20 protein-coding genes are annotated in these 21,541 nt (G+C 71.6%); 7 read left to right on the top strand and 13 right to left on the bottom strand.

Translation table 11 applies throughout. From position 1 onward, the window contains the following. Positions 1–43: 43 nt before the first annotated feature. Entirely contained in the window at positions 44–1,165 is a 1,122-nt protein-coding gene (locus ACFFXY_RS21545; protein WP_382355382.1) for a CapA family protein, read from the bottom strand. Positions 1,166–1,366: 201 nt separating this feature from the next. Beyond that, entirely contained in the window at positions 1,367–2,593 is a 1,227-nt protein-coding gene (gene hemW, locus ACFFXY_RS21550; protein ID WP_382355385.1) for a radical SAM family heme chaperone HemW, read from the bottom strand. Positions 2,594–2,605: 12 nt separating this feature from the next. Here hemW and ACFFXY_RS21555 point away from each other — a divergent pair, with 12 nt between their 5' ends. The 5 genes from ACFFXY_RS21555 (at position 2,606) to ACFFXY_RS21575 (ending at position 8,841) form a co-directional block, all read left to right on the top strand. Then, complete coding sequence (locus ACFFXY_RS21555; RefSeq protein WP_382355388.1) at positions 2,606–3,451, top strand: enoyl-CoA hydratase/isomerase family protein; 846 nt, start codon at positions 2,606–2,608, stop codon at positions 3,449–3,451. Further along, positions 3,430–4,284, top strand: a complete 855-nt coding sequence (locus ACFFXY_RS21560; protein WP_382355391.1) for a hypothetical protein — start codon at positions 3,430–3,432, stop codon at positions 4,282–4,284. Before ACFFXY_RS21555 ends, ACFFXY_RS21560 begins: the two co-directional genes overlap by 22 nt. 129 nt (positions 4,285–4,413) lie before the next feature. Further along, positions 4,414–6,075 (top strand): alkaline phosphatase D family protein, encoded by a 1,662-nt coding sequence (locus ACFFXY_RS21565; RefSeq protein WP_382355394.1) that lies wholly within the window; start codon positions 4,414–4,416, stop codon positions 6,073–6,075. A gap of 187 nt (positions 6,076–6,262) precedes the next feature. Beyond that, positions 6,263–7,003 (top strand): hypothetical protein, encoded by a 741-nt coding sequence (locus ACFFXY_RS21570; RefSeq protein ID WP_382355397.1) that lies wholly within the window; start codon positions 6,263–6,265, stop codon positions 7,001–7,003. A gap of 182 nt (positions 7,004–7,185) precedes the next feature. Continuing rightward, positions 7,186–8,841 (top strand): right-handed parallel beta-helix repeat-containing protein, encoded by a 1,656-nt coding sequence (locus tag ACFFXY_RS21575; protein WP_382355399.1) that lies wholly within the window; start codon positions 7,186–7,188, stop codon positions 8,839–8,841. A 70-nt stretch (positions 8,842–8,911) separates the two neighbouring features. On the opposite strand, the gene lepA is transcribed toward ACFFXY_RS21575, so the two are convergent. Beyond that, entirely contained in the window at positions 8,912–10,744 is a 1,833-nt protein-coding gene (gene lepA / locus ACFFXY_RS21580; protein WP_382355401.1) for a translation elongation factor 4, read from the bottom strand. A gap of 204 nt (positions 10,745–10,948) precedes the next feature. Continuing rightward, positions 10,949–11,971, bottom strand: coding sequence for a hypothetical protein (locus tag ACFFXY_RS21585; RefSeq protein ID WP_382355404.1), 1,023 nt, complete (start codon positions 11,969–11,971; stop codon positions 10,949–10,951). Positions 11,972–12,058: 87 nt separating this feature from the next. Between ACFFXY_RS21585 and ACFFXY_RS21590 the strand changes: the two genes are divergently transcribed. Both ACFFXY_RS21590 and rpsT read left to right on the top strand, forming a co-directional pair. Further along, positions 12,059–12,652, top strand: a complete 594-nt coding sequence (locus ACFFXY_RS21590; protein ID WP_382355407.1) for a TetR/AcrR family transcriptional regulator — start codon at positions 12,059–12,061, stop codon at positions 12,650–12,652. 203 nt (positions 12,653–12,855) lie between these two features. Further along, positions 12,856–13,128, top strand: coding sequence for a 30S ribosomal protein S20 (rpsT, locus tag ACFFXY_RS21595; RefSeq protein ID WP_382355410.1), 273 nt, complete (start codon positions 12,856–12,858; stop codon positions 13,126–13,128). A 392-nt stretch (positions 13,129–13,520) separates the two neighbouring features. On the opposite strand, the gene ACFFXY_RS21600 is transcribed toward rpsT, so the two are convergent. From ACFFXY_RS21600 to nadD, 9 genes are all read right to left on the bottom strand, one after another. Continuing rightward, on the bottom strand, positions 13,521–13,772 hold the full coding sequence (locus tag ACFFXY_RS21600; RefSeq protein WP_382355413.1) for a hypothetical protein: 252 nt from the start codon (positions 13,770–13,772) through the stop codon (positions 13,521–13,523). Then, positions 13,765–14,754 (bottom strand): DNA polymerase III subunit delta, encoded by a 990-nt coding sequence (gene holA / locus ACFFXY_RS21605; protein WP_382355416.1) that lies wholly within the window; start codon positions 14,752–14,754, stop codon positions 13,765–13,767. The genes ACFFXY_RS21600 and holA overlap by 8 nt, the downstream gene beginning before the upstream one ends. Positions 14,755–14,910: 156 nt before the next feature. Continuing rightward, positions 14,911–17,226: a ComEC/Rec2 family competence protein gene (locus ACFFXY_RS21610; RefSeq protein ID WP_382355419.1), complete on the bottom strand. Its 2,316-nt coding sequence runs from the start codon at positions 17,224–17,226 to the stop codon at positions 14,911–14,913. After that, positions 17,223–17,993: a helix-hairpin-helix domain-containing protein gene (locus tag ACFFXY_RS21615; protein ID WP_382355422.1), complete on the bottom strand. Its 771-nt coding sequence runs from the start codon at positions 17,991–17,993 to the stop codon at positions 17,223–17,225. The genes ACFFXY_RS21610 and ACFFXY_RS21615 overlap by 4 nt, the downstream gene beginning before the upstream one ends. A 181-nt stretch (positions 17,994–18,174) precedes the next feature. Then, the gene (locus ACFFXY_RS21620) at positions 18,175–19,026 is read right to left on the bottom strand and encodes a DegV family protein (RefSeq protein WP_382355425.1); all 852 of its coding nucleotides are present in this window, start codon (positions 19,024–19,026) and stop codon (positions 18,175–18,177) included. 13 nt (positions 19,027–19,039) lie between these two features. Next, positions 19,040–19,330 carry a hypothetical protein gene (locus tag ACFFXY_RS21625; RefSeq protein ID WP_382355427.1) on the bottom strand — a complete coding sequence of 97 codons (291 nt, stop codon included), beginning with the start codon at positions 19,328–19,330 and terminating at the stop codon, positions 19,040–19,042. Positions 19,331–19,617: 287 nt separating this feature from the next. After that, the gene (locus ACFFXY_RS21630; protein WP_382355430.1) at positions 19,618–20,271 is read right to left on the bottom strand and encodes a histidine phosphatase family protein; all 654 of its coding nucleotides are present in this window, start codon (positions 20,269–20,271) and stop codon (positions 19,618–19,620) included. Then, complete coding sequence (gene rsfS, locus ACFFXY_RS21635; protein ID WP_382355433.1) at positions 20,268–20,687, bottom strand: ribosome silencing factor; 420 nt, start codon at positions 20,685–20,687, stop codon at positions 20,268–20,270. The genes ACFFXY_RS21630 and rsfS overlap by 4 nt, the downstream gene beginning before the upstream one ends. Positions 20,688–20,807: 120 nt before the next feature. Next, positions 20,808–21,410, bottom strand: coding sequence for a nicotinate-nucleotide adenylyltransferase (nadD, locus tag ACFFXY_RS21640; RefSeq protein WP_382355436.1), 603 nt, complete (start codon positions 21,408–21,410; stop codon positions 20,808–20,810). Positions 21,411–21,541: the final 131 nt, after the last annotated feature.

Consider the following 21,541-nt stretch of genomic DNA (forward strand, 5'->3'; position numbering starts at 1 on the left):
AGTTTGGCACTCCCTGTCCAGGAGTGCCAGTGTACGTGTGGGGTCAGACGCCCGGGATGATGAGCGCGCCGTCGTCGGCGACGGTCACGCCGCTGTCGCCGAAGTCGCCGGCGAGCTCGTTGAGGTCGTCGAAGGCCCCGTTGTCCTCGTCGATCGTCGGGTAGCCGTCGCCGTTCATGCGGCTGGCCTGGGCCTTGGCGGCGACGATGGTGCCGTCCTCGCGGATGGTGACCGAGAGGATCGCGGAGCGGCCGAGGGCGCCGTCCATGCTGAAGAGGTTCTGGCCGCCGCCGAAGTTCCCGAGGGAGTAGGCGATGAGCTTGCCGTTGTAGACCTCCATGCCGCGCAGCACGTGGGGGCCGTGGCCGAAGACGAGGTCGGCGCCGGCGTCGACGCAGGTGTGGGCGAAGGCGCGGGTGTCGCCGCGGTCCTCGCCGAGGTAGTTCTCGACGCCTTCGGGGACGTGGCGGTAGTCGGTGCCCTCGGCGCCGAGGTGGGCGGTGGCGACGACGATGTCGGCCTGCTCCTTGGCGGCGGAGACGAGGGCGGCGACGGCGTCGAGGTCGCGGTTGTCGGTGTAGAACGTGTAGGGCGCGAAGCCAACGAGGCCGACGGTGAGGCCGGACTCGGTCTCGACGAGGGCGACCTCGTCCTTGATGCCGCAGATCTCCATGCCGGCGGCGCGGACGGCGTCCTGGGTCTCGGTGGCGCCGTCGGGCCCGGCGTCCCAGCCGTGGTTGTTGGCCTGGTTGAGGACGTGGAAGCCCGCGTCGGCGAAGACCTGGGCGTACTCGGCGGGGAGGCGGAAGTAGGTGCAGGCGCCGCCGCCGCACTTGTCGAACTCCAGGGTGGAGAGGGCGCCTTCGAGGTTGGCGACGATGACGTCCCCGGCGAGGTGGTCGCGGACGCCGTCGAAGAAGCTGGCGCCTTCGTCGGAGGCCATCTGGTTGGGGTAGGAGCCGGGCATGGTGTCGCCGACGTGGGTGATGGTGATCTCGCGGGGCGGTTCGGGCGAGGGGGACTCGGAGGGGGTCTCCTCGGCGGCGCCGGCGCCGCCGTCGTCCGCCGGGGGCGGCTCCTCCTCGGAGCACGCGGCCAGGGCGAGTCCGGCGAAGGAGGCGGCGAGGACGCCGCGGCGGGTGGCGGCGGGGGATGGCGTGTGCATGGGTGCTCGGGCTCCGGTGTCGAGGATTCAGGGGTCGGGGCCTGGGGGTTCCGTCCGGCGCTTGCGGACGGGACCTGGTGCCGGGGGTCGGCGCGGCCCGCGCCGGCGTCGTCGGCTGGGGACCGGCGCGCCGCGACGGCCAACGTGAAGGTGGCTCGTCCGTGACGGGCTCAAATCTACGGGGCGCCCGTTCGGGCGTCGTCAGCCGGTGAGGTCTCTCACCACGGCGTCGGCGAGGAGGCGACCGCGGAGCGTGAGGACGAGCCGGTCGTCCTCGATGTCGGCGAGTCCTTCGGCCGCAACGCGTTCGGCGGCGGCGCGGCCGTCGGGGCGCAGTTCGGCGAGGGGGAGGCCGCTGGCGAGGCGGGTGAGCAGGAGCACCCGCTCCAGGTAGCGGTCGTCGTCGGTGAGGGTCTCGTGGCCCGCGACGGGCAGGCCCTGCGCGAGGGCGGTGCCGTACGTGGAGGGGTGCTTGTGGTTCCACCAGCGCACGCCCGGCAGGTGCGAGTGGGCGCCGGGCCCGGCGCCCCACCAGTGGCCGCCCTCCCAGTACAGGAGGTTGTGTCGGCACCTGGCGGTATCGTTCTTGGCCCAGTTCGAGACCTCGTACCAGGAGAACCCGGCCGCGGAGAGGGCGGCCTCGGCGGCGAGGTAGCGGTCGGCGGCGACGTCGTCGGAGGGCTGCGGCACCCGTCCGGAGCGGATGCGGCGGGCCAGCGCGGTGCCGTCCTCGACGATGAGGGCGTACGCGGAGACGTGGTCGACGCCGGTGTCGACGGCGGCGGCGAGGCTGTTCGCGAAGTCGGCGGCGCTCTCGCCGGGGGTGCCGTAGATCAGGTCGAGGCTGACGTGCTCGAAACCGGCCTTGTGCGCGTGGGCGACGGCGTCGAGGGCCTTCTGCGGGGAGTGCTCGCGGTCGAGGACCTTGAGCACGTGGGAGGCGGTGGACTGCATGCCGACCGAGAGGCGGGTGAAGCCGCCGTCGTGGAGTTCGGCGAGGTAGTCGGCGTCGACGGACTCGGGGTTGGCCTCGGTGGTGGCCTCGTAGCCGTCGGCGAGCCCGAACTCGCGGTCGATCTCGGCGAGGATCGAGGCGAGGTCGGCGGCGCTCAGGAGCGTGGGGGTTCCGCCGCCGAAGAAGACCGTCTCGACCTTCGGGCGCGCCTCGCTGTGCTCCGTGAACTGGGCGGCGGCGGAGCGGATCTCGCTGCGCACGATCGAGGCGTAGGTGTCGCGGGAGACGCCCGCGCCCAGCTCGGAGGCGGTGTAGGTGTTGAAGTCGCAGTACCCGCAGCGCGAGACGCAGAACGGGACGTGGACGTAGAACCCGAATCCGGCGCTCCCGGCGGAGGGGTCGGCGGCGGCCGCGGCGATGTCGGTCGCGGGCGAAGTCGCGGCGGCTACTGGCGAAATGGCGGGCACACCCATTACGGTACTGGCGTGGACAGCAACGACGCACCCATCGGCTACCGCGCCCACGAGGCAGTGGCGACCATTACCCTCAACGACCCCGCCAGGCGCAACGCCCTGTCGACGCACCTCATCGGCGAGCTGCGGCGGGCCCTCGCCCGCGCGGTCGCCGACCGCGAGGTGCGGGTCGTGGTCATCGACCACGCCGGGCCGGTGTTCTGCGCCGGCGCGGACCTGAAGGAGTCCGCGGCGGCGCACAGCGCGGCCGCGCTCCCCGCGGTGCACTTGGCCGAGGCGCTCGCCGACATCGCCGAGGCCCCGAAGCCGGTGGTGGCGGTCGTGCGCGGGCCCGCGCGCGGCGGCGGCCTCGGCATCATCGCGGCCGCGGACTTCGCCGTCGGGTACGACGAGGCCGAGATGGCCTTCAGCGAGGTGCGGCTCGGCGTCGTCCCGGCGGTGATCGCCCCGGTGGTGCTGCGGCGGCTCGGCCCGGCCCGCACCCGGGAGCTGTTCCTGGCGGGCGGGGCGCTCGTGTCCGACCACGGCGACAGCTTCACGGGCGACGACGCCGAGGCGTGGGGCCTGTTCTCGTTCGCGGTCGCCCCCGAGCACCTGGACGAGTCCGTCGCCGAGCTCGCCCAGCGGCTCAAGCTCGGCGGCCCGTCCGCGCTGGCGGGGGTGAAGTCGCTCACGGCCACACCGGATCTGCGGGAGGAGCTGCGCGCGGCCGCGGCGCTGACGGCCGAGTACTTCTTCGCCGAAGAGGGCCGCGAAGGGGTCCGTTCGTTCATTGAGAAGCGGCCCGCCTCTTGGGTAGGCTTACCGCCCGCCGACCCACCTGATCGGAGTCACCTGTGCGCGCACTCCTGGCCCTGACCTCCCTGCTCGCGGCGCTCGTCCTCGCGGGCTGCACCGAGGAGGCGCGGGACGCCCTGCGCCCCGCCCAGACCGGCTGCTACTTCACCACCGGCATCGGGGAGACCCACCTGACGTCGGAGCAGGCGTCGAACGCGGCGACGATCAGCGCGGTCGGGCTGCGCGACGGCATGGACGAGCGCGCCGTGGCCGTGGCGATCACCACGGCGTTCCAGGAGTCGGAGCTGAAGAACGTCGAGTACGGCCACGACGACTCCCTGGGCCTGTTCCAGCAGCGCCCGAGCATGGGGTGGGGCTCCGAGGAGGAGCTCATGGACCCCGTCTACGCCTCCTTCAAGTTCTACGAGAAGCTGCGCCGCACCGACGGCTGGGAGGACATGACGCTCGCCGAGGCCGCGCAGGCGGTCCAGGTCAGCGCCTACCCGGAGCTGTACGAGCAGTGGGAGGAGCGGGCCACCGTGATCGCGGCGGTCTTCGCCGGGGGCAAGGAGGGCGGCATCGGCTGCGTCAAGGGGAACGCCCCCGAGGTGGCGTCCGACCCCGGGCTGCTCGCGGAGGCGTTCGCGTACCATTGGGGCGCTGAAGTATCCGAAGTGGACGGTTCGACGGTCGTGATCGACCCGGACGACGCCGCCGAGGGCTGGAACCGGGCCGCCTGGGCGGTCGCCCGGTCCTACGACTACTCGATCGCCAGCGTCGCGTACGGCGGCATGGTCTGGGCCGCGGGCGAGGACGGCTGGACCGAGCCGAACGCGGAGGAGGACGGCGAGGCCGCGGTCGCCATCGCGAACGACAGCCACGCCGCGGTCATCGTCACCTTCGCCGCCGCCTGAGCAGCCGGGCGGCAGAGTTCCGCCCCGGTTCACCGGCGCGTCGTCCGCGCGTTCCGGTCCATCAATGCCCGCTTGCTGGGCTGAGTGGGTCACAAACCCGCTCAACTCCCCCCGAAGCGAGGCCATACCATGCGCATGTCGCGCCGCATCCTGCTCGCGTCCTCCGGCGCCGCCGCCGCCTCCGCGGTCCCCGCCGCCGCGTGGGCCGAGACGAAGATCCACCCCGTCCTCCGCTCCGACCCCTTCACCCTCGGCGTCGCCTCGGGCGACCCCGAGCCCGACGGCGTGGTCCTGTGGACCCGCCTGGCCGTGGACCCGCTCGCCGAGGACGGCATGGGCGGCATGCCCGCCGGGGTCTTCGACGTCAAGTGGGAGGTCGCGAAGGACGAGCGCTTCCGCCACCGCGTCGCCTCCGGCCGCGCCGAGACCGCGGCCGAGGTCGGCCACAGCGTCCACGTCGAGGTCGACGGCCTCCAGCCGGCCCGGGAGTACTACTACCGCTTCTCGACCGGCCGCTGGCAGTCCCCGGTCGGGCGGACCCTCACCGCGCCCTCGCGCCGCTCGATGCCGGCCGAGCTGCGCATGTCGTTCGCGTCCTGCTCCCAGTTCGAGCACGGCTACTTCACCGCCTACCGGCACATGGCCGAGGCGCACCCGGACCTGATCCTCCACCTCGGCGACTACCAGTACGAGTACAAGGCGGGCGTGTACCTCTCCCCCGACGGGAACGTCCGCGACCACGAAGGGCCCGAGACCGTCACGCTCGCGACCTACCGCCAGCGCCACGCCCAGTACAAGACCGACCCGGACCTCCAGGCCGCGCACCTGGTCGCGCCGTGGCTGGTCATCTGGGACGACCACGAGACCGAGAACAACTGGGCCGACGAGGTCCCCGAAGTCGGATCGGACACCCCCGACACCGCGGACTTCCTGGTCCGGCGGGCGGCGGCGTTCCAGGCGTACTGGGAGAACATGCCGCTGCGGCGCACCTCGGTGCCGGAGGGCATCGACATGCAGCTGTACCGGCGGGTCCGGTGGGGCAGGCTCGCGAACTTCCACATGCTCGACACCCGCCAGTACCGCGACGACCAGGCGTGCGGCGACGGCACCCAGAGCAACTGCGCCGACGCGTGGGACGAGTCGCGCACGATCACCGGTGCGGCGCAGGAGGAGTGGCTGATCGACGGGTTCCACGAGTCGACGGCCCGCTGGGACGTCATCGGCCAGCAGGTGTTCTTCACGCAGCGCGACAGCAGCGCCGCCGCCGACGTGCTGCGCACCAGCATGGACGGATGGGACGGGTACGCCGCGTCGCGCCAGCGGATCATCGACGGCTGGGTCGAGGCCGAGGTGCGCAACCCGGTGGTGCTCACCGGCGACGTGCACACGCACTGGGCCGGGGAGATCCTCCCGGACTTCCCCGACGCGCAGGGCGACTCGGTCGGCGTGGAGCTGGTCGCGACCTCGGTCACCTCGGGCGGGAACGGCGCCGACTCGGTGCCGGAGGACAACTCGGCGCTGGTGATCAACCCGCACATCAAGTTCCGCAACGCGCAGCGCGGCTATGTGGAGACGGTGATCACGCCCGACCGGATGGACGTGAACTTCCAGGTCGTCCCGCAGGTCACGGTCCAGGACGCGCCGGTGTACACGCGCCGGTCGTACACGATCGCCGACCGGGACCGCTCGCTGCACCAGACGTACGACCGGCCGGTGGACCCGTCGGCCATGTCGCGCAACACCGGCCCGTTCGCCGACTCCGACGAGAACGCCGACGACTACCTGAACTAGTCCCGCCCGCACCGGGAGGGCGCCCTCGGAGGCGCCCTCCCGCCCGGCGTCCGCGATGCGCCGCAACGCCTCTCGGAGGCCCGTTTGGGACGGGTGTCGGGGGCGGAACGGCGGACACCGGCGGTTGCCCCGTGCAGCTACAGTGAGCAGTAATTGCACACCCTTCTCTATGCCCGGAGCAGCGACTATGACGTATCCGCCGCAATCGCCCGAACCGAATCAGTACGGCGCGGCCCCCGGCCCAGGAGCCCCCGGACCGCAGCCCGGCGGGCCGGACCTCCTGACCGAGTGGGGCGCCAAGGCGCACCCGGGGCGGCCCCCGAAGATCAACCAGCTGACGCAGGTGCTGTGGGGGTACGTGGCCCTGTCGGTGCTCATGGTGCCGCTGGCGATCCTTGCGATGGCGACCGCGCCGTGGTGGGCGGCCACCGGCTTCCTCGTGGCCTCGGCCATCGTCGGCGTGATCTTCCACGGCGGCGTCGCGGGCACGATCGCGTGGTTCATCACCAAGGGCAAGCTGGGCGCCTTCGGCGCGCAGGACCCGCGCGTCGGCCTGTACATCGGCTACGGCCTGCTCGGCCTGTTCTCCCTGGGCGGCCTGTGGGTCGGCTGGGGCTGGATCGCGGCCGTCGGCGCCCTGGTCTCGCTGGCCCGCCTCGGCGCGGTCGGCTTCAGCTTCTACCTGCTCACCCAGCCCGAGGTGGAGCACTGGCTGCGGGCGCAGCCGGGCAACCAGCCGAAGGCCCCGCAGGTCCCGCCGGGCGGCTACCAGCAGCAGCCCGGTGCGCAGGGCTACCCGCAGCAGCCCCCGGCCCAGGGGTACCCCCAGCAGCCCGGCCAGCAGCCGCCCGCCCCGGGCTACCCGCAGCAGCAGCCCCCGGCACCGGGCCAGCAGGTCCCGCCGCCGCCTGGCTACCCGCAGCAGTAGGACACTGAGACGCCAAGGGGCGGAACCGGATCGGTTCCGCCCCTTCGTCGTGTGCGGGTCGCGTCGCGGAGGCCGCGAAAAAATTTAGGCAATCGGTTGCATCCAGACCCTTGACCGCATGAAAGCCCTTGCCTTAGATTCATTCAAATGCCTCAATATTTCCCTCACGAGAGGTCACGCGCATGCGACGCACAGCCAGACTACGGATCGGAGCGGCCCTGGCCGCGGCGGCGGTGGTGATCGCCGGAACCGCCATGTCGATGACGATGGCCGCGGCGGACACCGCCGACGAGCCGTCGTTCTCCGCCCAGGCCCTCGGCACCAACCTCAGCCTCGGCGCGGGCGCCGACGGCAGCAGCAAGGCCAGCGGCACCAGCTACGGCAACGTCATCGACGGGAACGCGAGCACCTACTGGTCACCCAGCGGGACCACCGGCCGCGTCTCGGTCAAGTGGGGCTCGGCCGTCACCGTCTCCACCGTCGTCATCACCAGCGCCTCCGGCGGCGGCACGATCGGCAACTGGCAGGTCGTCAACAACGACAACGGGGCCGTGCTCGCCTCCGGCACCGGCGCGGGCACCATCACCTTCGCCGCCACCTCCCTCAAGAAGATCAACTTCGTCATCACCAGCGCCTCCGGCACGCCCCGGATCGCCGAGTTCGCGACCTACTCCGGCACGCCGGACGGCTCGACGGAGGAACCGACCGAGGAGCCCACGACCCCGGGCGACCCCGGCACGACCACGCCCCCGCCGACCTCCGACGCGCTCTACGCGGCACCCAACGGCAGCGCCAGCGCCCCCGGCACTCTGGCGAGCCCGACCACGATCGCCTCGGCGGTCGACCGCATCGCCTCCGGCGGCACGATCTACCTGCGCGGCGGCACCTACAACCTGTCGAGCACCCTGGCGATCCCGCCGGGCAAGGACGGCTCCTCGGGCAACCGCACCGAGCTGTTCGCCTACCCCGGTGAGTCCCCCGTGCTCAACTTCTCGGCGCAGGCCGAGGCCGACGCCAACCGCGGCATCGCCATGGGCGGCGACTGGTGGCACTTCAAGGGCTTCGCCGTCGAGCACGCAGGCGACAACGGCATCCTCCTGGGCGGCAGCAACAACATCATCGAGCGGGTGGTGACCAGGCACAACGCCGACACGGGCCTCCAGATCGCCCGGTACACCGCGGGCGCGCCCTCCAGCGAGTGGCCCGCGAACAACCTGATCCTCTCCTCCGAGTCGCACGACAACGTCGACTCCGACGGCGAGGACGCGGACGGCTTCGCCGCGAAGCTCACCTCCGGCTCCGGGAACGTCTTCCGGTTCTGCGTGTCCCACAACAACATCGACGACGGCTGGGACCTGTACACCAAGCCGGACACCGGCCCCATCGGCCCGGTGACCATCGAGGACTCCCTCGCGTACGACAACGGGACCCTCTCCAACGGCGGGCAGGCCGGCAACGGCGACCGCAACGGCTACAAGCTCGGCGGCGAGGACATCGCGGTGAACCACACGGTCGTGCGGTCCATCGCGTTCGAGAACGGCAAGCACGGGTTCACGTACAACTCGAACCCCGGCTCGATGACGATCTCGAACAACCTGAGCGTCCGCAACACCGAGCGCAACTTCAACTTCGACGCGGGCACCTCGGTGTTCCGCGGCAACACCTCGTGCGACAGCGGCTCCAACGACCGCATCGTCGGCAACTCCGACTCCTCGAACCAGTGGGACACCGGCTCGAACGGGTCCCGCTGCTCGGCCTACGGGGGCAGCCTCGCCTGGAGCTTCAACTCCGGGGGCACCCTCGTGGTGACCATCGGCGGCGCCGTGGTCGACCTGTAGGACCGGCACGATGAGCGAGGCGGCCGCCCCCGGCGCAGGGGGCGGCCGCCTCGTCGTCCTCGCTGCGGTCCTAGTCCTCGTCGGTGCGCAGGGCGGCGATGAACGCCTCCTGGGGGACCTCGACGCGGCCGATGTTCTTCATCCGCTTCTTGCCCTCCTTCTGCTTCTCCAGGAGCTTGCGCTTGCGGGAGATGTCGCCGCCGTAGCACTTGGCGAGCACGTCCTTGCGCAGCGCCCGGATCGTCTCGCGGGCGATGATCCGCGACCCGATCGCCGCCTGGATCGGCACCTCGAACTGCTGGCGCGGGATGAGCTTCTTCAGCCGCTCGGACAGGCGCACCCCGTACGAGTAGGCCTGGTCCTGGTGGACGATCGCGGCGAACGCGTCGACCTTCTCGCCCTGGAGCAGGATGTCGACCTTCACGAGGTTGGACTCCTGCGAGCCGTCGATGTCGTAGTCGAGCGACGCGTAGCCCTTGGTGCGGGACTTGAGCTGGTCGAAGAAGTCGAAGACGATCTCCGCGAGCGGCAGCGTGTACCGGATCTCGACCCGGTCGGTCGAGAGGTAGTCCATGCCGATCTGCACGCCGCGCTTCGTCTGGCACAGCTCCATGACCTGCCCGATGTACTCCTTCGGGGTCAGGATGGTGGCCTTGGCGACCGGCTCGGTGATCGAGTAGATCTTGCCCTCCGGGAACTCCGAGGGGTTGGTGACCTCGACCTCCTCGCCGTCCTCCTTGACCACCTGGTAGACCACGTTCGGGGCGGTCGAGATCAGGTCGAGGTTGAACTCGCGCTCCAGGCGCTCCTGGATGATCTCCAGGTGCAGCAGGCCCAGGAAGCCCACGCGGAACCCGAAGCCGAGCGCCGCCGACGTCTCGGGCTCGTACTGGAGCGCGGCGTCGTTGAGCTGGAGCTTGTCGAGGGCCTCGCGGAGGTTCCCGTAGTCGGAGCCGTCGATCGGGTACAGCCCGGAGTAGACCATGGGCTTGGCCTCGGTGTAGCCGGGCAGGGCCTCGGCCGCGGGGTTCTTGTTCAGCGTGACGGTGTCGCCGACCTTCGACTGGCGCACGTCCTTCACACCGGTGATCAGGTACCCGACCTCGCCGACGCTCAGGGCCTTCGAGACCACCGGCTCGGGGCTGATGACGCCGATCTCCAGCAGCTCGTGGTCGGCCCGGGTCGACATCATGCGGATGCGGTCGCGCGCGTTGAGACGGCCGTCCACCACCCGGATGTACGTGACGACGCCGCGGTACACGTCGTAGACCGAGTCGAAGATCATCGCGCGCGCGGGCGCGTCCGGGTCGCCCACGGGCGCCGGGACCTGCGCGACGACCGCGTCCAGCAGCTCGGCCACGCCGGCGCCGGTCTTGCCCGAGACCCGCAGGACCTCCTCGGGCTCGCACCCGATGAGGTGCGCGATCTCCTCGGCGTACCGGTCCGGGTCGGCCGAGGGCAGGTCGATCTTGTTGAGCACCGGGATGATCGTCATGTCGTTGTTCATCGCCAGGTACAGGTTGGCGAGCGTCTGCGCCTCGATGCCCTGCGCGGCGTCGACCAGCAGGATCGCCCCCTCGCAGGCGGCGAGCGACCGCGACACCTCGTACGTGAAGTCCACGTGCCCCGGGGTGTCGATCATGTTGAGGACGAAGCCCTGCCCCTCGGCCCCGCCGGAGCGGACCGTCCAGGGCATGCGCACGGCCTGGGACTTCACGGTGATGCCGCGCTCGCGCTCGATGTCCATCCGGTCGAGGTACTGCGCGCGCATCTGGCGGGCGTCGACGACCTCGGTGATCTGCAGCATGCGGTCGGCCAGGGTGGACTTCCCGTGGTCGATGTGCGCGATGATGCAGAAGTTCCGGATCGACTCCGGCGCGGTCGAACCTGGCGCGTTGGTCACGTTGACCTTCCCTCTCGGCTGCACGGACTGTGGCTGCCAGCCACTCCCCGCCGCCGGGCCGCTCATGGTCACGGTCCGGCCGTGTAAGAGGCGGGCTTGACAATTCTGCCTTACGGGCCCCGGTGCCCCCGCACACCCAGCGCGAAAGGCCGTCCCCGCCACGTCGCGGGAACGGCCTCCGGTCTCGTGGCGGCCGGGTGCGCCTCAGGCGGCGACCGCCGCGGCCTCCCGCTCGGGGCTCTCGACGGCCTTGACGCGGCTGCGCACGGCCCCGATCGTGAAGAGCACCACTCCGGCGGCGAGCCACGCGGCGAGGACCCACACGGCCGTCTGCGCCCCGGCGCCGTCGAAGTAGGCGGTCGAGCGCAGCAGCGTCGCGCCCGCGCCCGGCGTCAGGTACTGGCCGACCTCGCCCCACGGGGCGGGCAGCAGCTCCGGTGCGCTGGTCAGGCCCGAGATCGGGTTGCCCACGAGCATGACGACGACCGCGCCGACCGCGATCCCGGCCGTCCCCAGGAGCTTGCGCAGCCCCAGGATGAACCAGCCCGTCGCGGCCGCCGCGAGGCTGATCGCGGCGGCGATCGGCAGGTAGTCGCCCTCGATGGACTCCAGGACGTACAGCAGGATCGCGGCCACGCCTGCGCCGATCGCGAGCGGCCCGAGGACCGCGGCCGCGGCCTGGCGGCCCGAGCCGCGCACGGCGGAGCCGATGAGTGCGGCGATGATGATCCCGCCCGCGGCCAGCGGCAGGCCCGAGGCGGCCAGCCCGGCGCCGTTCGGGTCGTCGGCGGGCAGCGCCACCAGGTCCTCGACGGTGACCTGCACGGTCTGGCCGCTCGCCTGGCCCATCTGGGCGGCGATCTGGTCGGCGATGCCGGTGACGAGCCGCGCGACCGTGGGTGAGGCGGCCGAGGCGGTGTAGGCGGTGACCCCGTCCGGGGCGATCTGGAGGGCCGCGTAGACCTCGCGGTCCTCGATGAGCTCGGCGGCCTCGTCGGCGTCGGCCGCGGCGGTCACGTCGAACCCGTCGGGCTCGGCCTGGTCCAGCTGGTCCTGGACCTGCGCGGCGGCCTCGGCGGGACCGACGACGGCGATCGGGACCTCATTGGGGCCCATGCCCGCGGAGGGCCAGGCGAACGCGAGGGTGACGGCGCCGACGATCAGGGCGAGACCGGCGCTGAGTCCGATCACGCGCCCGACCGAAGTGCGCTCGGGGGTGGTTTCCATAGCGGTTTCCATTCGCTCTTAAGATACGGAACGTATCTTGCTAGCCTCAAGCTAACATAAGAAACGATCAGTATCTAGGGGGGTCCGGTGGAGGAGCGCAAGTCCAGGCGCCGCGGCGAAGAGCTCGAACAGGCGATCCTCGACGCCGCGTTCGCGGAGTTCCGCGACCTCGGCTACGCCGGGTTCACCATGGAGGGCGTCGCGAAGCGGGCCGGGACCAGCAAGCCGGTCGTCTACCGGCGCTGGCCCAGCCGGGTCCACATCCTCATCGCGTGCGTCGCCAGCCGCCTGCCGCAGGCCGAGACGGTCCCCGACACCGGCTCCATCCGCGGCGACATCGTCGCGCTGGTCACGGTCGCGCACCGGCGCATGCGCATGGTCGGCCAGACCGCGATGCTCGGCATGCTCACCGACGTCAGCACCGACCCCGAGGTCCGCGAGATCCTGGTCGCCTCGCTCGTGAGCGAACTCTCGAACCTCTTGTACCGGGCGGTGTACACGCGCGCGATCGCCCGCGGCGAGCTCGCCGAGGAGCACCTCACCGAGCGCCTGCGTCGGCTCCCGATCGACTTGGTGCGCAACGAGTTCATCATGTACGGGGCCGTGTCGCAGGAGGCGATCGAGAGCATCGTCGACGAGGTCGTCCTCCCCGCCCTGCGCGCCCGCGGCGCCCGCCTCTGACATCGCGGGGGTAACGTGCGCGACAGCCCGGGACCTTGGCTCGGCCGACGCCCGCGACCTGGTGTAACCTGGCTCGCGGTCATGCTCCCAGGGCGTGCGTGTTGCTCGGGTCCTGGTAACGTTGACAGGCGCTCCGGAGTGCCCTCTGCCTCCGACGCGATCAATTAAGGAACCCAAGCAATCACGAAACTGAGGCTTCACGCGTGGCGAACATCAAGTCCAAGGAAAAGCGCATTCTCACCAACGAGAAGCGCCGCATCCGCAACAAGTCTGTGAAGTCGTCGCTCAAGACGTCCGTCCGGAAGTTCCGTGAGGCGTCTGCCACCGGCGACGTCGAGGCCGCCCAGACCCACCTCCGCGCCGCGAGCCGCGAGCTCGACAAGGCCGCGACCAAGGGCGTCATCCACAAGAACCAGGCCGCGCAGCGCAAGTCCAAGCTCGCCGCCTCCTTCAACAAGCTCTCCGCCGCCGCCTAACCGCGACACCGCAGACAGCAACAAAGCTTCAAAGGCCCGGGGCCCCGCCCCGGGCCTTCGGCATCCCCGAACCCCCAGCCACCCGGAACGCCGCCACCCCAATCGGCCCCGCCCACGCACATGTCACAGCCCGAGTCGCAGCCCCCGCTCGACCTGTCACACCCCCGAGGCACTGTTAATCCGGGGGCGACAAAATCCGCCCTCCGAAGCCTCTCGCCGCGCCCGAAAACCACGCACATCACACAAGCCCGCGCACACGCAGCACCGCGACCACGCCGATGTCGTACCCGCCGGGCACTGTTGAAGCCAGGGGCGGCTCGATCCGGCCGCGCCGGCCTCTCGCCGTGCCCACCGAACGCCGAACGCCGCACTCGCCCGCGCGGCCCACCCGCTCAGCCGTGGCGGCTGAGCGCCCCGGCCACCAGGTCGTTGAGCTTCACCATGGCCGCCACCGAGAGCGGCAGGATCAGCACGACCCACCAGCTCACCAGCTCGGTCAGCGCCATGAGCACCCCGAGCCCGACCGTCCCCTCGAACAGCAGCACACACGCCAGGTTCGACAGGTACAGATGCTTGATCCCCAGCGCCTTCGCGTACCAGGGCCTGCGGGGCCGGCTCACCCGTCCGTGGCGGTACTCAGACACGGCCCCTCCCCGCGGCGCTCAAACGGGTGATCTGGAGGATCGCGTGCTCCAGGGCCCAGCCGCGGTCGTCCGCGCCGCCCTTCACCTCGCCGTTGAGCCGCGCGCACACCTGCATCGCCTCCGCGAGCGAGTCCGCGGTCCAGTTCCGGGCCTGCTTGCGCGCCTTCTCGATCTGCCACGGCGCCATGCCGAGCTGACCGGCGAGCTGCGCCGCCCCGCCCCGCTCGGAGGCCACCCGCGACAGGTTTCGCACCGCCATCGCCAGCGCGTCGGCGATCGGCACCGGGTCGACGCCGACCTGCATGGCCCACCGCAGCGCCCCGAGCGCCTCGGCCGCGTCCCCGGCGATCGTCGCGTCGGCGACGGTGAACCCGGAGACCTCGGCGCGGCCCGAGTAGTACTGCGCGACGCTCTCCTGGGTGATCTTCCCGTCGGTGTCGGCCACCAGCTGCGCGCACGCCGAGGCGAGCTCGCGCAGGTCCGAGCCGACGGCCTGGATGATCGTGTCGGCGATCTCCGCCGACGCCGACCGCGGCGACGCCCCCGCGTCCCGCAGCTCCCCGCGCACGAACGCGACCCGGTCGGGCTGCCGCTTGATCTTCGCGGCGCGCACGATCGGCACGTCGAGCTTCTTCAGGCCCTCGGAGAGCGCCTTGCCCTTGTTGCCGCCGTTGTGGCAGACGGCCAGGTAGATCTCCGGCGCGGGCTGCTTCGCGTAGGCGAGGACGGCCGCGATGGTGTCCTTGTCGACGTCCTGACCCGACTCGACGATGCCGACGACCGCGCCGCCGAACAGCGTCGGGCTCGTCAGCTCGGTCAGGGCCCCGGCGGTGAGATCGGCGCCCGAGACGCGGTTGACGGCCGGAGCGGGGTCGCCCTCGGGCATCTCGGCCCGCACCGCCTTGACGTACTCGGCGGCGGCCCGCTCGGCGAGGAACTCGTCGTCGCCCAGGATGAGTCGGATGGGTTCGAGTGCAGCCACGGCACCATCCTCGCATGCGGCGCGGGCCGGGCCGGGCCGCGACCGGTCCGGCGCCTTCCTCGCAGCGCCCGCATCCTGCCGGAAGATCCCGGTTCACCCCGGCGAGTCCGCCGGCCAATCACCCGAACGGCGTCGCCGTGTAACCGATCCCTCACATCACCCCTCCGTTCGTACCTCGATGCGCCCGCCGCTGCGCGACACCGTGATCCGCCCGTCCTCGTCCGTGCGGAAGACCAGTGCGCCCCCTTTCTCCAAGAGCCCCAGCGGACCGGGGTCCGGGTGCCCGTACTCATTGCCCGCCCCGACGCCGACGAGCGCCACCGCCGGGTCGGCCGCCTCCAGGAACTCCGGCACCTGGAACGACGACCCGTGGTGCGGCACCTTCAGCACGTCGACGCCGAGCCCGGCCCCGCGGTCCAGCAGCGCCCGCTGCCCCTCCAGCTCCACGTCCCCGGCGAGGAGCACGCTCGTCCCGGCGACCTCGGCGCGCAGCGCGACCGAGTTGTTGTTCGGGTCCGACCGCGTGCCGCTCAACGGGTCCGCGGGCGGCCCCAGCACCTCCAATCTCGTGTCCCCGAACGCGAACACCTCGCCCGGGACGGCCTCCAGCACCGGCACCGACCCGGCCCGCTCCTCGACCAGCTCGTACCCGTACCGGGCCTCCCCCGGCGGCGGCGCCAGGATCGCGGCCACCTCGCGGCCCTCCATCACGCCGCCGATCCCGGCCGTGTGGTCGATGTGGAAGTGCGACAGCACGAGCAGTGCCACCCGGTCCACGCCGAGCGCCTCCAGGCACGCGTCGACCGGCTCCGGATCGGGCCCGACATCGACCACGATCGCCGCGTCCCCGGCCGGAAGGACCAGCGCGTCTCCTTGGCCCACATCGCACATCGTCACGACCCAGCCCGACGGCGCCCCGCCCGAGGACAGGCAGGCAGGCACCGTGCCGAGTCCCGCGGCCAGGAGCACCGCCAGCATCGCCCGCCGGAACCGCCGCAATTGGAGGAGCCCGATCACGAGTGCGAGCACCAGCGCCGACCCGATCCCCCACCACAGCCCGCCGGGGACCGGCAGGAGCGCCCCCGGGACCTCGGCCCCGGTGCGCGCCAGCCAGATCAGCCACCGCGCCGGAAGCGCGGCCAACTGCGACATGAACTCCCCCGCCGGGAGCCACACCGCCGCCGCGGCCGCGGCGCCCACCGACAGCACCACCACCGGCGCGGCCACCAAGGCTGCCAGCAGGTTCACGGGCACCGACACCAGGCTCACCCCGCTGCCGAGCCCCACGAGCAGCGGCGTCACCGCCACCTGCGTCGCCAGCGGGATCGTCACCGCCAGCGCCACCCCTTGCGGCCAGCCCCGGTGCTCCAGCGGCTTCGCCCACCGGAACGCCAGCAGCAGCAACCCGACGCACGCCGCCACCGACAGCGCGAACCCCGCCTGCGCGGACATGTCCGGGTCCACGAGGACCACCAGCAGCACCGCGGTCGCCAACGCGGGCATGGCGGCCCGCGGCCGGCCCGCCGCCAGCGCCAGGAGCGTCATCCCCGCCATCACGGCCGCCCGCAGCACGCTGGGCTGCGGCCCCGCGACGACCACGATCACCCCGGCGGCCACCGCCCCGGCGACCACCCGGGCCCGCGGGCCCGCCCGGCACGCGACCGCCACGGCCAGCACCGCGCCGACCAGGAGGCTCAGGTGGTAGCCGGAGACGACCACCAGGTGCACGAGCCCGGTCGTGCGGAAGTCCGCGGCGATCTCGGGGTCCATCAGCGAGGTGTCCCCGACCGCGAGCGCCGGGATCAGCCCGGCCTCGGGTTGCGGCACCACCGCGACGGCCTCCGCAAGGCGCTCGCGCACATGCGCGGCGAACCGGTGCGGCAGCGCGGGCTCGCCGTCGAGTTCCGGCGGCCCGCGGGCGCTGACGATCGCCGCGGTCAACCGCCCCGGCTCCGCTTCCCGAAGCACCACAGGCGCAGTGAGCCGCTGCCCCGAACTGAGCTCCGCCCACTCCGTGCCGCTGGCGACGAGGAGCACCTGCCAGTTCCCCTCCACCACACTCGCATCGGACTTGAAGGAACGCAGCCGCGCGGTCGCCGTGACCATGTCCGGCCGCTTCGTCGTCGGCTTCGGCACGGTATGCAGCACGAGTTCGGCCTCCCCGCGCGCCTCCTCGGCGGTGAGCGCGGCGAGCCCGGGATGGTCGCGCGCCGCGACGTGCGCAGTCGTGACCCCGGCCCCGAGCATCGCCCCGAACGCGACCGTCGCCACGGCGGCCGCGACGCCCTCGCGCCGACCGATCCCCAAGGCCGTCAGCGCAACGCAGACGACGACCGTGACCAGGCCGGTGACGGTGCCGCCGTACAGTCCCGCGAGCGCGGCCGCCCACACCCCGGCGGCGACGAGCGGCAGCCGCCAGTCCCTCCGCACCACCTCGGAGGGCGCGGGCCGCAGCGTGAACTCGGCGCTCACAGCGTCACCTGCTCGCGCAGCTGCTCCAGCAGCGCCGAGCCGATCCCGGAGACCTCCGACAGCTCGTCGATCGACTGGAAGCTCCCGTTCGCCTCGCGGTACTCGATGATCCGCTCGGCGAGGACCGGGCCGATGCCTTTGAGCGCGTCGAGTTCCTGCACGCCGGCGACGTTGATGTTGACCAGACCGGCCGCCCCACCGCCGGTCCCGGTTGCCCCTGGCGGTGGGACCCCGGAGGCGGCGGCGTCGGGCACCGCGACGAGATCCCCGTCGGCCACGACGCGCGCGAGGTTGAGGAACCCGGGGTCGGCCCCGTCGGCGAGCCCGCCCGCGGCCTCGATGGCGTCGGCGACCCGCGACCCGGCTTCGAGCTCCACGATCCCCGGTCGGTTCACGGCCCCGGCGACGGAGACGACGATCAGCTCCGGGGCCTGTTCGGCCGCTTCGGGAACCACGGTCGGGGCGGTCGCGGCGGGCTCCGTCTGGGGCCAGGACAGGATCGTCACGGCGAGCCCCACGGCGGCGACGAGGACCCCGACGATCGCCAGCACCCACCGGTTCAGGTGCGAGAGCCCGAACCGGTTCTGGAGCCGCTCGATCCGGTCCTCGAACCGCCGCTTCGGCGGCGCCTTCGGCACGGGTTCGGGCCTGGTGTCGCCGCTGTCGGCGTCGACGGTCTCCTTGCAGGTCTGCTCGTCGGCGGAGTGGAGTTTCAGCCGGAGCCTCGCGGCGAGGGCCTCGGCGTCGGGTGTCTGGTCGCGTTCCATACCCGGGTCAACGAGCGGAGGTTACGGGGGTGACTGAGATTTTTCCCGGCTGTGGATAACTCCCCGCAACCTGTGGATAACCCCTCGCGCCGCTCAAAAGTGAACGGAGCTTCTCCGCAAATCGGACACCTGGGGACCCCCCATTTCAAACCTATCCGGCGCCGCCGACAACCGCCGTAAGTCAGGACCGACGACGCGTAATGACCCCGACGAGCCCCGGCCCGCAGTGCGCGCCGACGGCGGCGCCGACCTCGGTGACGTCCATGCGCCGCAAGCGGCCCTCGAAGCGCTCCTGGAGCCACCCGGCGAGCGCCTCGGCCCGCCGCCGCTCGGCCCCCAGGTGGTGCACGGTCATCTCGACCTCGGCTTCGCCTGCGTCCGCGACGGCGAGCGCCGCGAGGCGCTGCAAGCCGCGCGTGGGCGTGCGGACCTTCTCGACCACGTCGATGCGCCCGTCCTCAACGCCCAGAATGGGTTTCACCGACAGCGCGGTCCCCACGATCGCGCGCGCCGCGCTGATCCGGCCGCCGCGCCGCAGGTACTCCAGCGTGTCCAGGTAGAAGTAGGTGGTGGTCCGCCCGATCGCCTCCTGTGCGGCCGCGGCGGCGGTCAGCAGGTCCATGCCCTTCTCCGCGGCCTCGACGGCCGCGAGCGCCGGATACCCGACGCCCATCCCGGCCCCGAGCGAGTCGACGACGGCGACCTTCCCGCCGAACCCGGCGGCCGCAGCCTCGGCGGCGGCCACCGTCCCAGAGAGCCTGCCCGACAGGTGCACCGAGACGATCCCGCTCGCGCCCTCGTCGAGCAGCCGCGTGTACGTGGCCCGCAGCTCCTCCGGAGGCAGGCCCGAGGTGGTCACGGTCTGCCCCTCGCGCATCGCGCGGAGGATCGCCTCGCCCCCGACGTCCTCGCCCTCGCGGTACTCGGCGCCGCCGATGAGCACCGGGATGCCGAGCACCGTCAGGCACCCGTGCGAAGCACGCAGCGCCTCAGGCAGGGCCGAGGTGGAATCGGTTACGACGACGACGGTCACCCGGCCACATTACCTAATCCGCGGTCTCGGCTTCCTGGACCACGAACGGGGTCCCCTGCTGGCAGGTGCTCATCATGCCCGCGTCGACCTCGCCGTGCAGCGTGACCTGCGCGCCCGCGTACACGACGGAGGCGTCGAAGCTCCCGAAGATCCCGTACACCGTGCCCTCGAACTCCAGGACCAGGCAGCCGGACTCCACGCCCGACTCCACGGTCCCCGAGATCGTCGTCAGCGAACTGGACCCGGGCTTCGACGAGTCGCCCATCGACGGGTCCAGGTACGGGGTGCTGCTCTCATCGGGCACAGGGCTCTCCTCAGTCGTTGCGGCCGTTGGCGACTCGCTGGGGGACGTGGTCGTCGGGGTCGCCGAGGCGTCGTCCTCGGACCCGCTCCCGCCGGCGCCGCACGCGGTGAGCGCGGCCAGCAGGAGGGCGCCGCCCAGCAGCCCCGCAGCGTTCGCGATTCGTCTGGTTCGTGAAGTTCGCGTGTCCATGACGGTTCGACGTCTCCGGTCCCGGCGCGGTTGCGCCTCGACCGAAGCCTAAATCCCGGACGGCGACCCGGTCCACCACTCGGCCCGGAAATCCGCCGCTACCGGGCCAGCTGGCCCTTCGCGAGCGGGCTCGCGCCGATCGTGTGCGGAGCCGGAACGCCCAGGTTGTAGCCGAACATGCGCCACTTCCCCGAACGCATGCGCCGCAGGTCGGCCCAGTGCGCGTTGTCGAGCCCCGAGAGGCTGCTCGTCGGCGTCTGGTCCCAGTCGAGGATGCCCCCGACGATCTGCCGCGCCGAACCGCCGTGGCAGACCACGATCGCGGTCCCCTCGACGTCCGACTCGACGATGTCCCGCACCGCTTCCGACGTCCGCCGGTGCAGTTCCGCCCACGTCTCGATCCCAGGGTGCTGCAACGGCTCTCCCGCGCGCCACCGCCGGTGGTCGTCGGGGAACTGCTCCGCGATCTCCGCGCCCGTCAGGCCCTCCCAGGGCCCGTACGCGCGCTCCTGGAGCCGCTTGTCCAGCTCGATGTCGACCCCGGTCGCCTCGGACACCGGCTTGGCCGTGTCCACCGCGCGCCGCAGATCCGACGAGATGATCCGCACCGGCTCGTACAGGGCCAGCTCAGGACCGGCCTCGACCGCCTGCGCCTTCCCCGTCTCGTCCAGATCGATGTCCGTGGACCCCTGGATGCGACCGGCGATGTTCCACTCGGTCTGCCCGTGGCGGACGACGAGGAGCCGGTTCACCGCTCGTCCTCGTCGCTCTCGGCCACCGCGGCGCGGCGCTCCCGCTCCACGTCGGCCTGGTCGACGAACTCGATCTCCGGGCAGTCCTTCCAGAGCCCGTCGAGACCGTAGTAGTCGCGCGCCTCCTGGTGGAAGACGTGCACCACGATCTCGTTGTAGTCCAGGAGCACCCACTGCTCGCCGCCCTTGCCTTCACGGCGCAGCGGACGCGTGTCGTGCTCCTTGATGAGCTTCTCCTCGACCGCGTCGACGACCGCGTGAACCTGCCGCTCGTTCGAGGCCGAGACGATCACGAAGACATCGGTGAGTGCGATCTTCGAGGTGACGTCCCGGAGATTGATGGCGAAAGCCTTCTTGTCGGCCGCCGCCTGGGCTGCTGAGAAGGCCAGGGTCTTGGCGGTTTCGCTTGCGGTCACGAACACTCCTGTCGACGAGTCTCCACCGGTGGCTCCACCGGCTCAACTCTAGTTTTACACGTGCCCTCCGACGCCGACCTCCCTGTTTCGCGCCGGTCGCTGTGCGACGCGTCCCAGCCCTCAGCCCCGGTACAGTCCGCGCTCCGCAATGAACGCCGCCACCGCATCCGGCACCAGGTACCGGACCGGCTGCCCGTCCCGCACCCGCTGCCGGCACTCGGTCGAGGACAGGTCCACCGCGGGCATGTCGATGAACTCGACATCGATCCCGAACGACGTGTCGACCTCACTGCGCGAATGCCCCGGACGGTTCAACGCGATGAACCTCACCGCCCGCACCAGCTCCTCGACCCGGTGCCACGTGTGCAGGTTCTCCAACGAGTCGGCGCCGATGATGAAGAACAACTCGACATCGCCCTCGTACTCGGCCCGCACGTCCGCGACCGTGTCCACGGCGTACGTCGCACCCTCGCGATCGATGTCGCAGGTACTGATCCTGAACGCCGGGTCCGACCCGACCGCCAGCCTCGTCATCTCAAGGCGCGCAGCCGCATCCGTGACCTTGATGTGCGCCTTCTGCCATGGGTCGCCGGCCGGGACGAACACCACCTCGTCCAATCCGCATTCGAATGCGGCCTCACTGGCCGCCACCAAATGCCCGAGGTGCGGAGGATCGAAAGTCCCGCCGAACACCCCGATACGTCGGACAGCCCGCTCGTTCACAGGCCGAATCCTATCGCGCAATTCCGAATCAGGGCATGCGAAAAGGCCCCCACCGTGTGGTGGGGGCCTTCCCTGTATGTTCATGTTTGGCGGTGTCCTGCTCTCCCACACCCTCTCGAGTGCAGTACCAT

It is taken from the genome of Glycomyces mayteni, assembly GCF_042428885.1.
GTDB lineage: Bacteria > Actinomycetota > Actinomycetes > Mycobacteriales > Micromonosporaceae > Glycomyces > Glycomyces mayteni.

What these genes read in the sequence shown, in the direction of transcription:
- ACFFXY_RS21545 (WP_382355382.1), bottom strand. Translation starts at nt 1,165, where the DNA reads ATGCACACGCCATCCCCCGCCGCCACCCGCCGCGGCGTCCTCGCCGCC.
- hemW (WP_382355385.1), bottom strand. Translation starts at nt 2,593, where the DNA reads ATGGGTGTGCCCGCCATTTCGCCAGTAGCCGCCGCGACTTCGCCCGCG.
- ACFFXY_RS21565 (WP_382355394.1), top strand. Translation starts at nt 4,414, where the DNA reads ATGCGCATGTCGCGCCGCATCCTGCTCGCGTCCTCCGGCGCCGCCGCC.
- ACFFXY_RS21570 (WP_382355397.1), top strand. Translation starts at nt 6,263, where the DNA reads ATGACGTATCCGCCGCAATCGCCCGAACCGAATCAGTACGGCGCGGCC.
- ACFFXY_RS21575 (WP_382355399.1), top strand. Translation starts at nt 7,186, where the DNA reads ATGCGACGCACAGCCAGACTACGGATCGGAGCGGCCCTGGCCGCGGCG.
- ACFFXY_RS21585 (WP_382355404.1), bottom strand. Translation starts at nt 11,971, where the DNA reads ATGGAAACCACCCCCGAGCGCACTTCGGTCGGGCGCGTGATCGGACTC.
- ACFFXY_RS21615 (WP_382355422.1), bottom strand. Translation starts at nt 17,993, where the DNA reads ATGGAACGCGACCAGACACCCGACGCCGAGGCCCTCGCCGCGAGGCTC.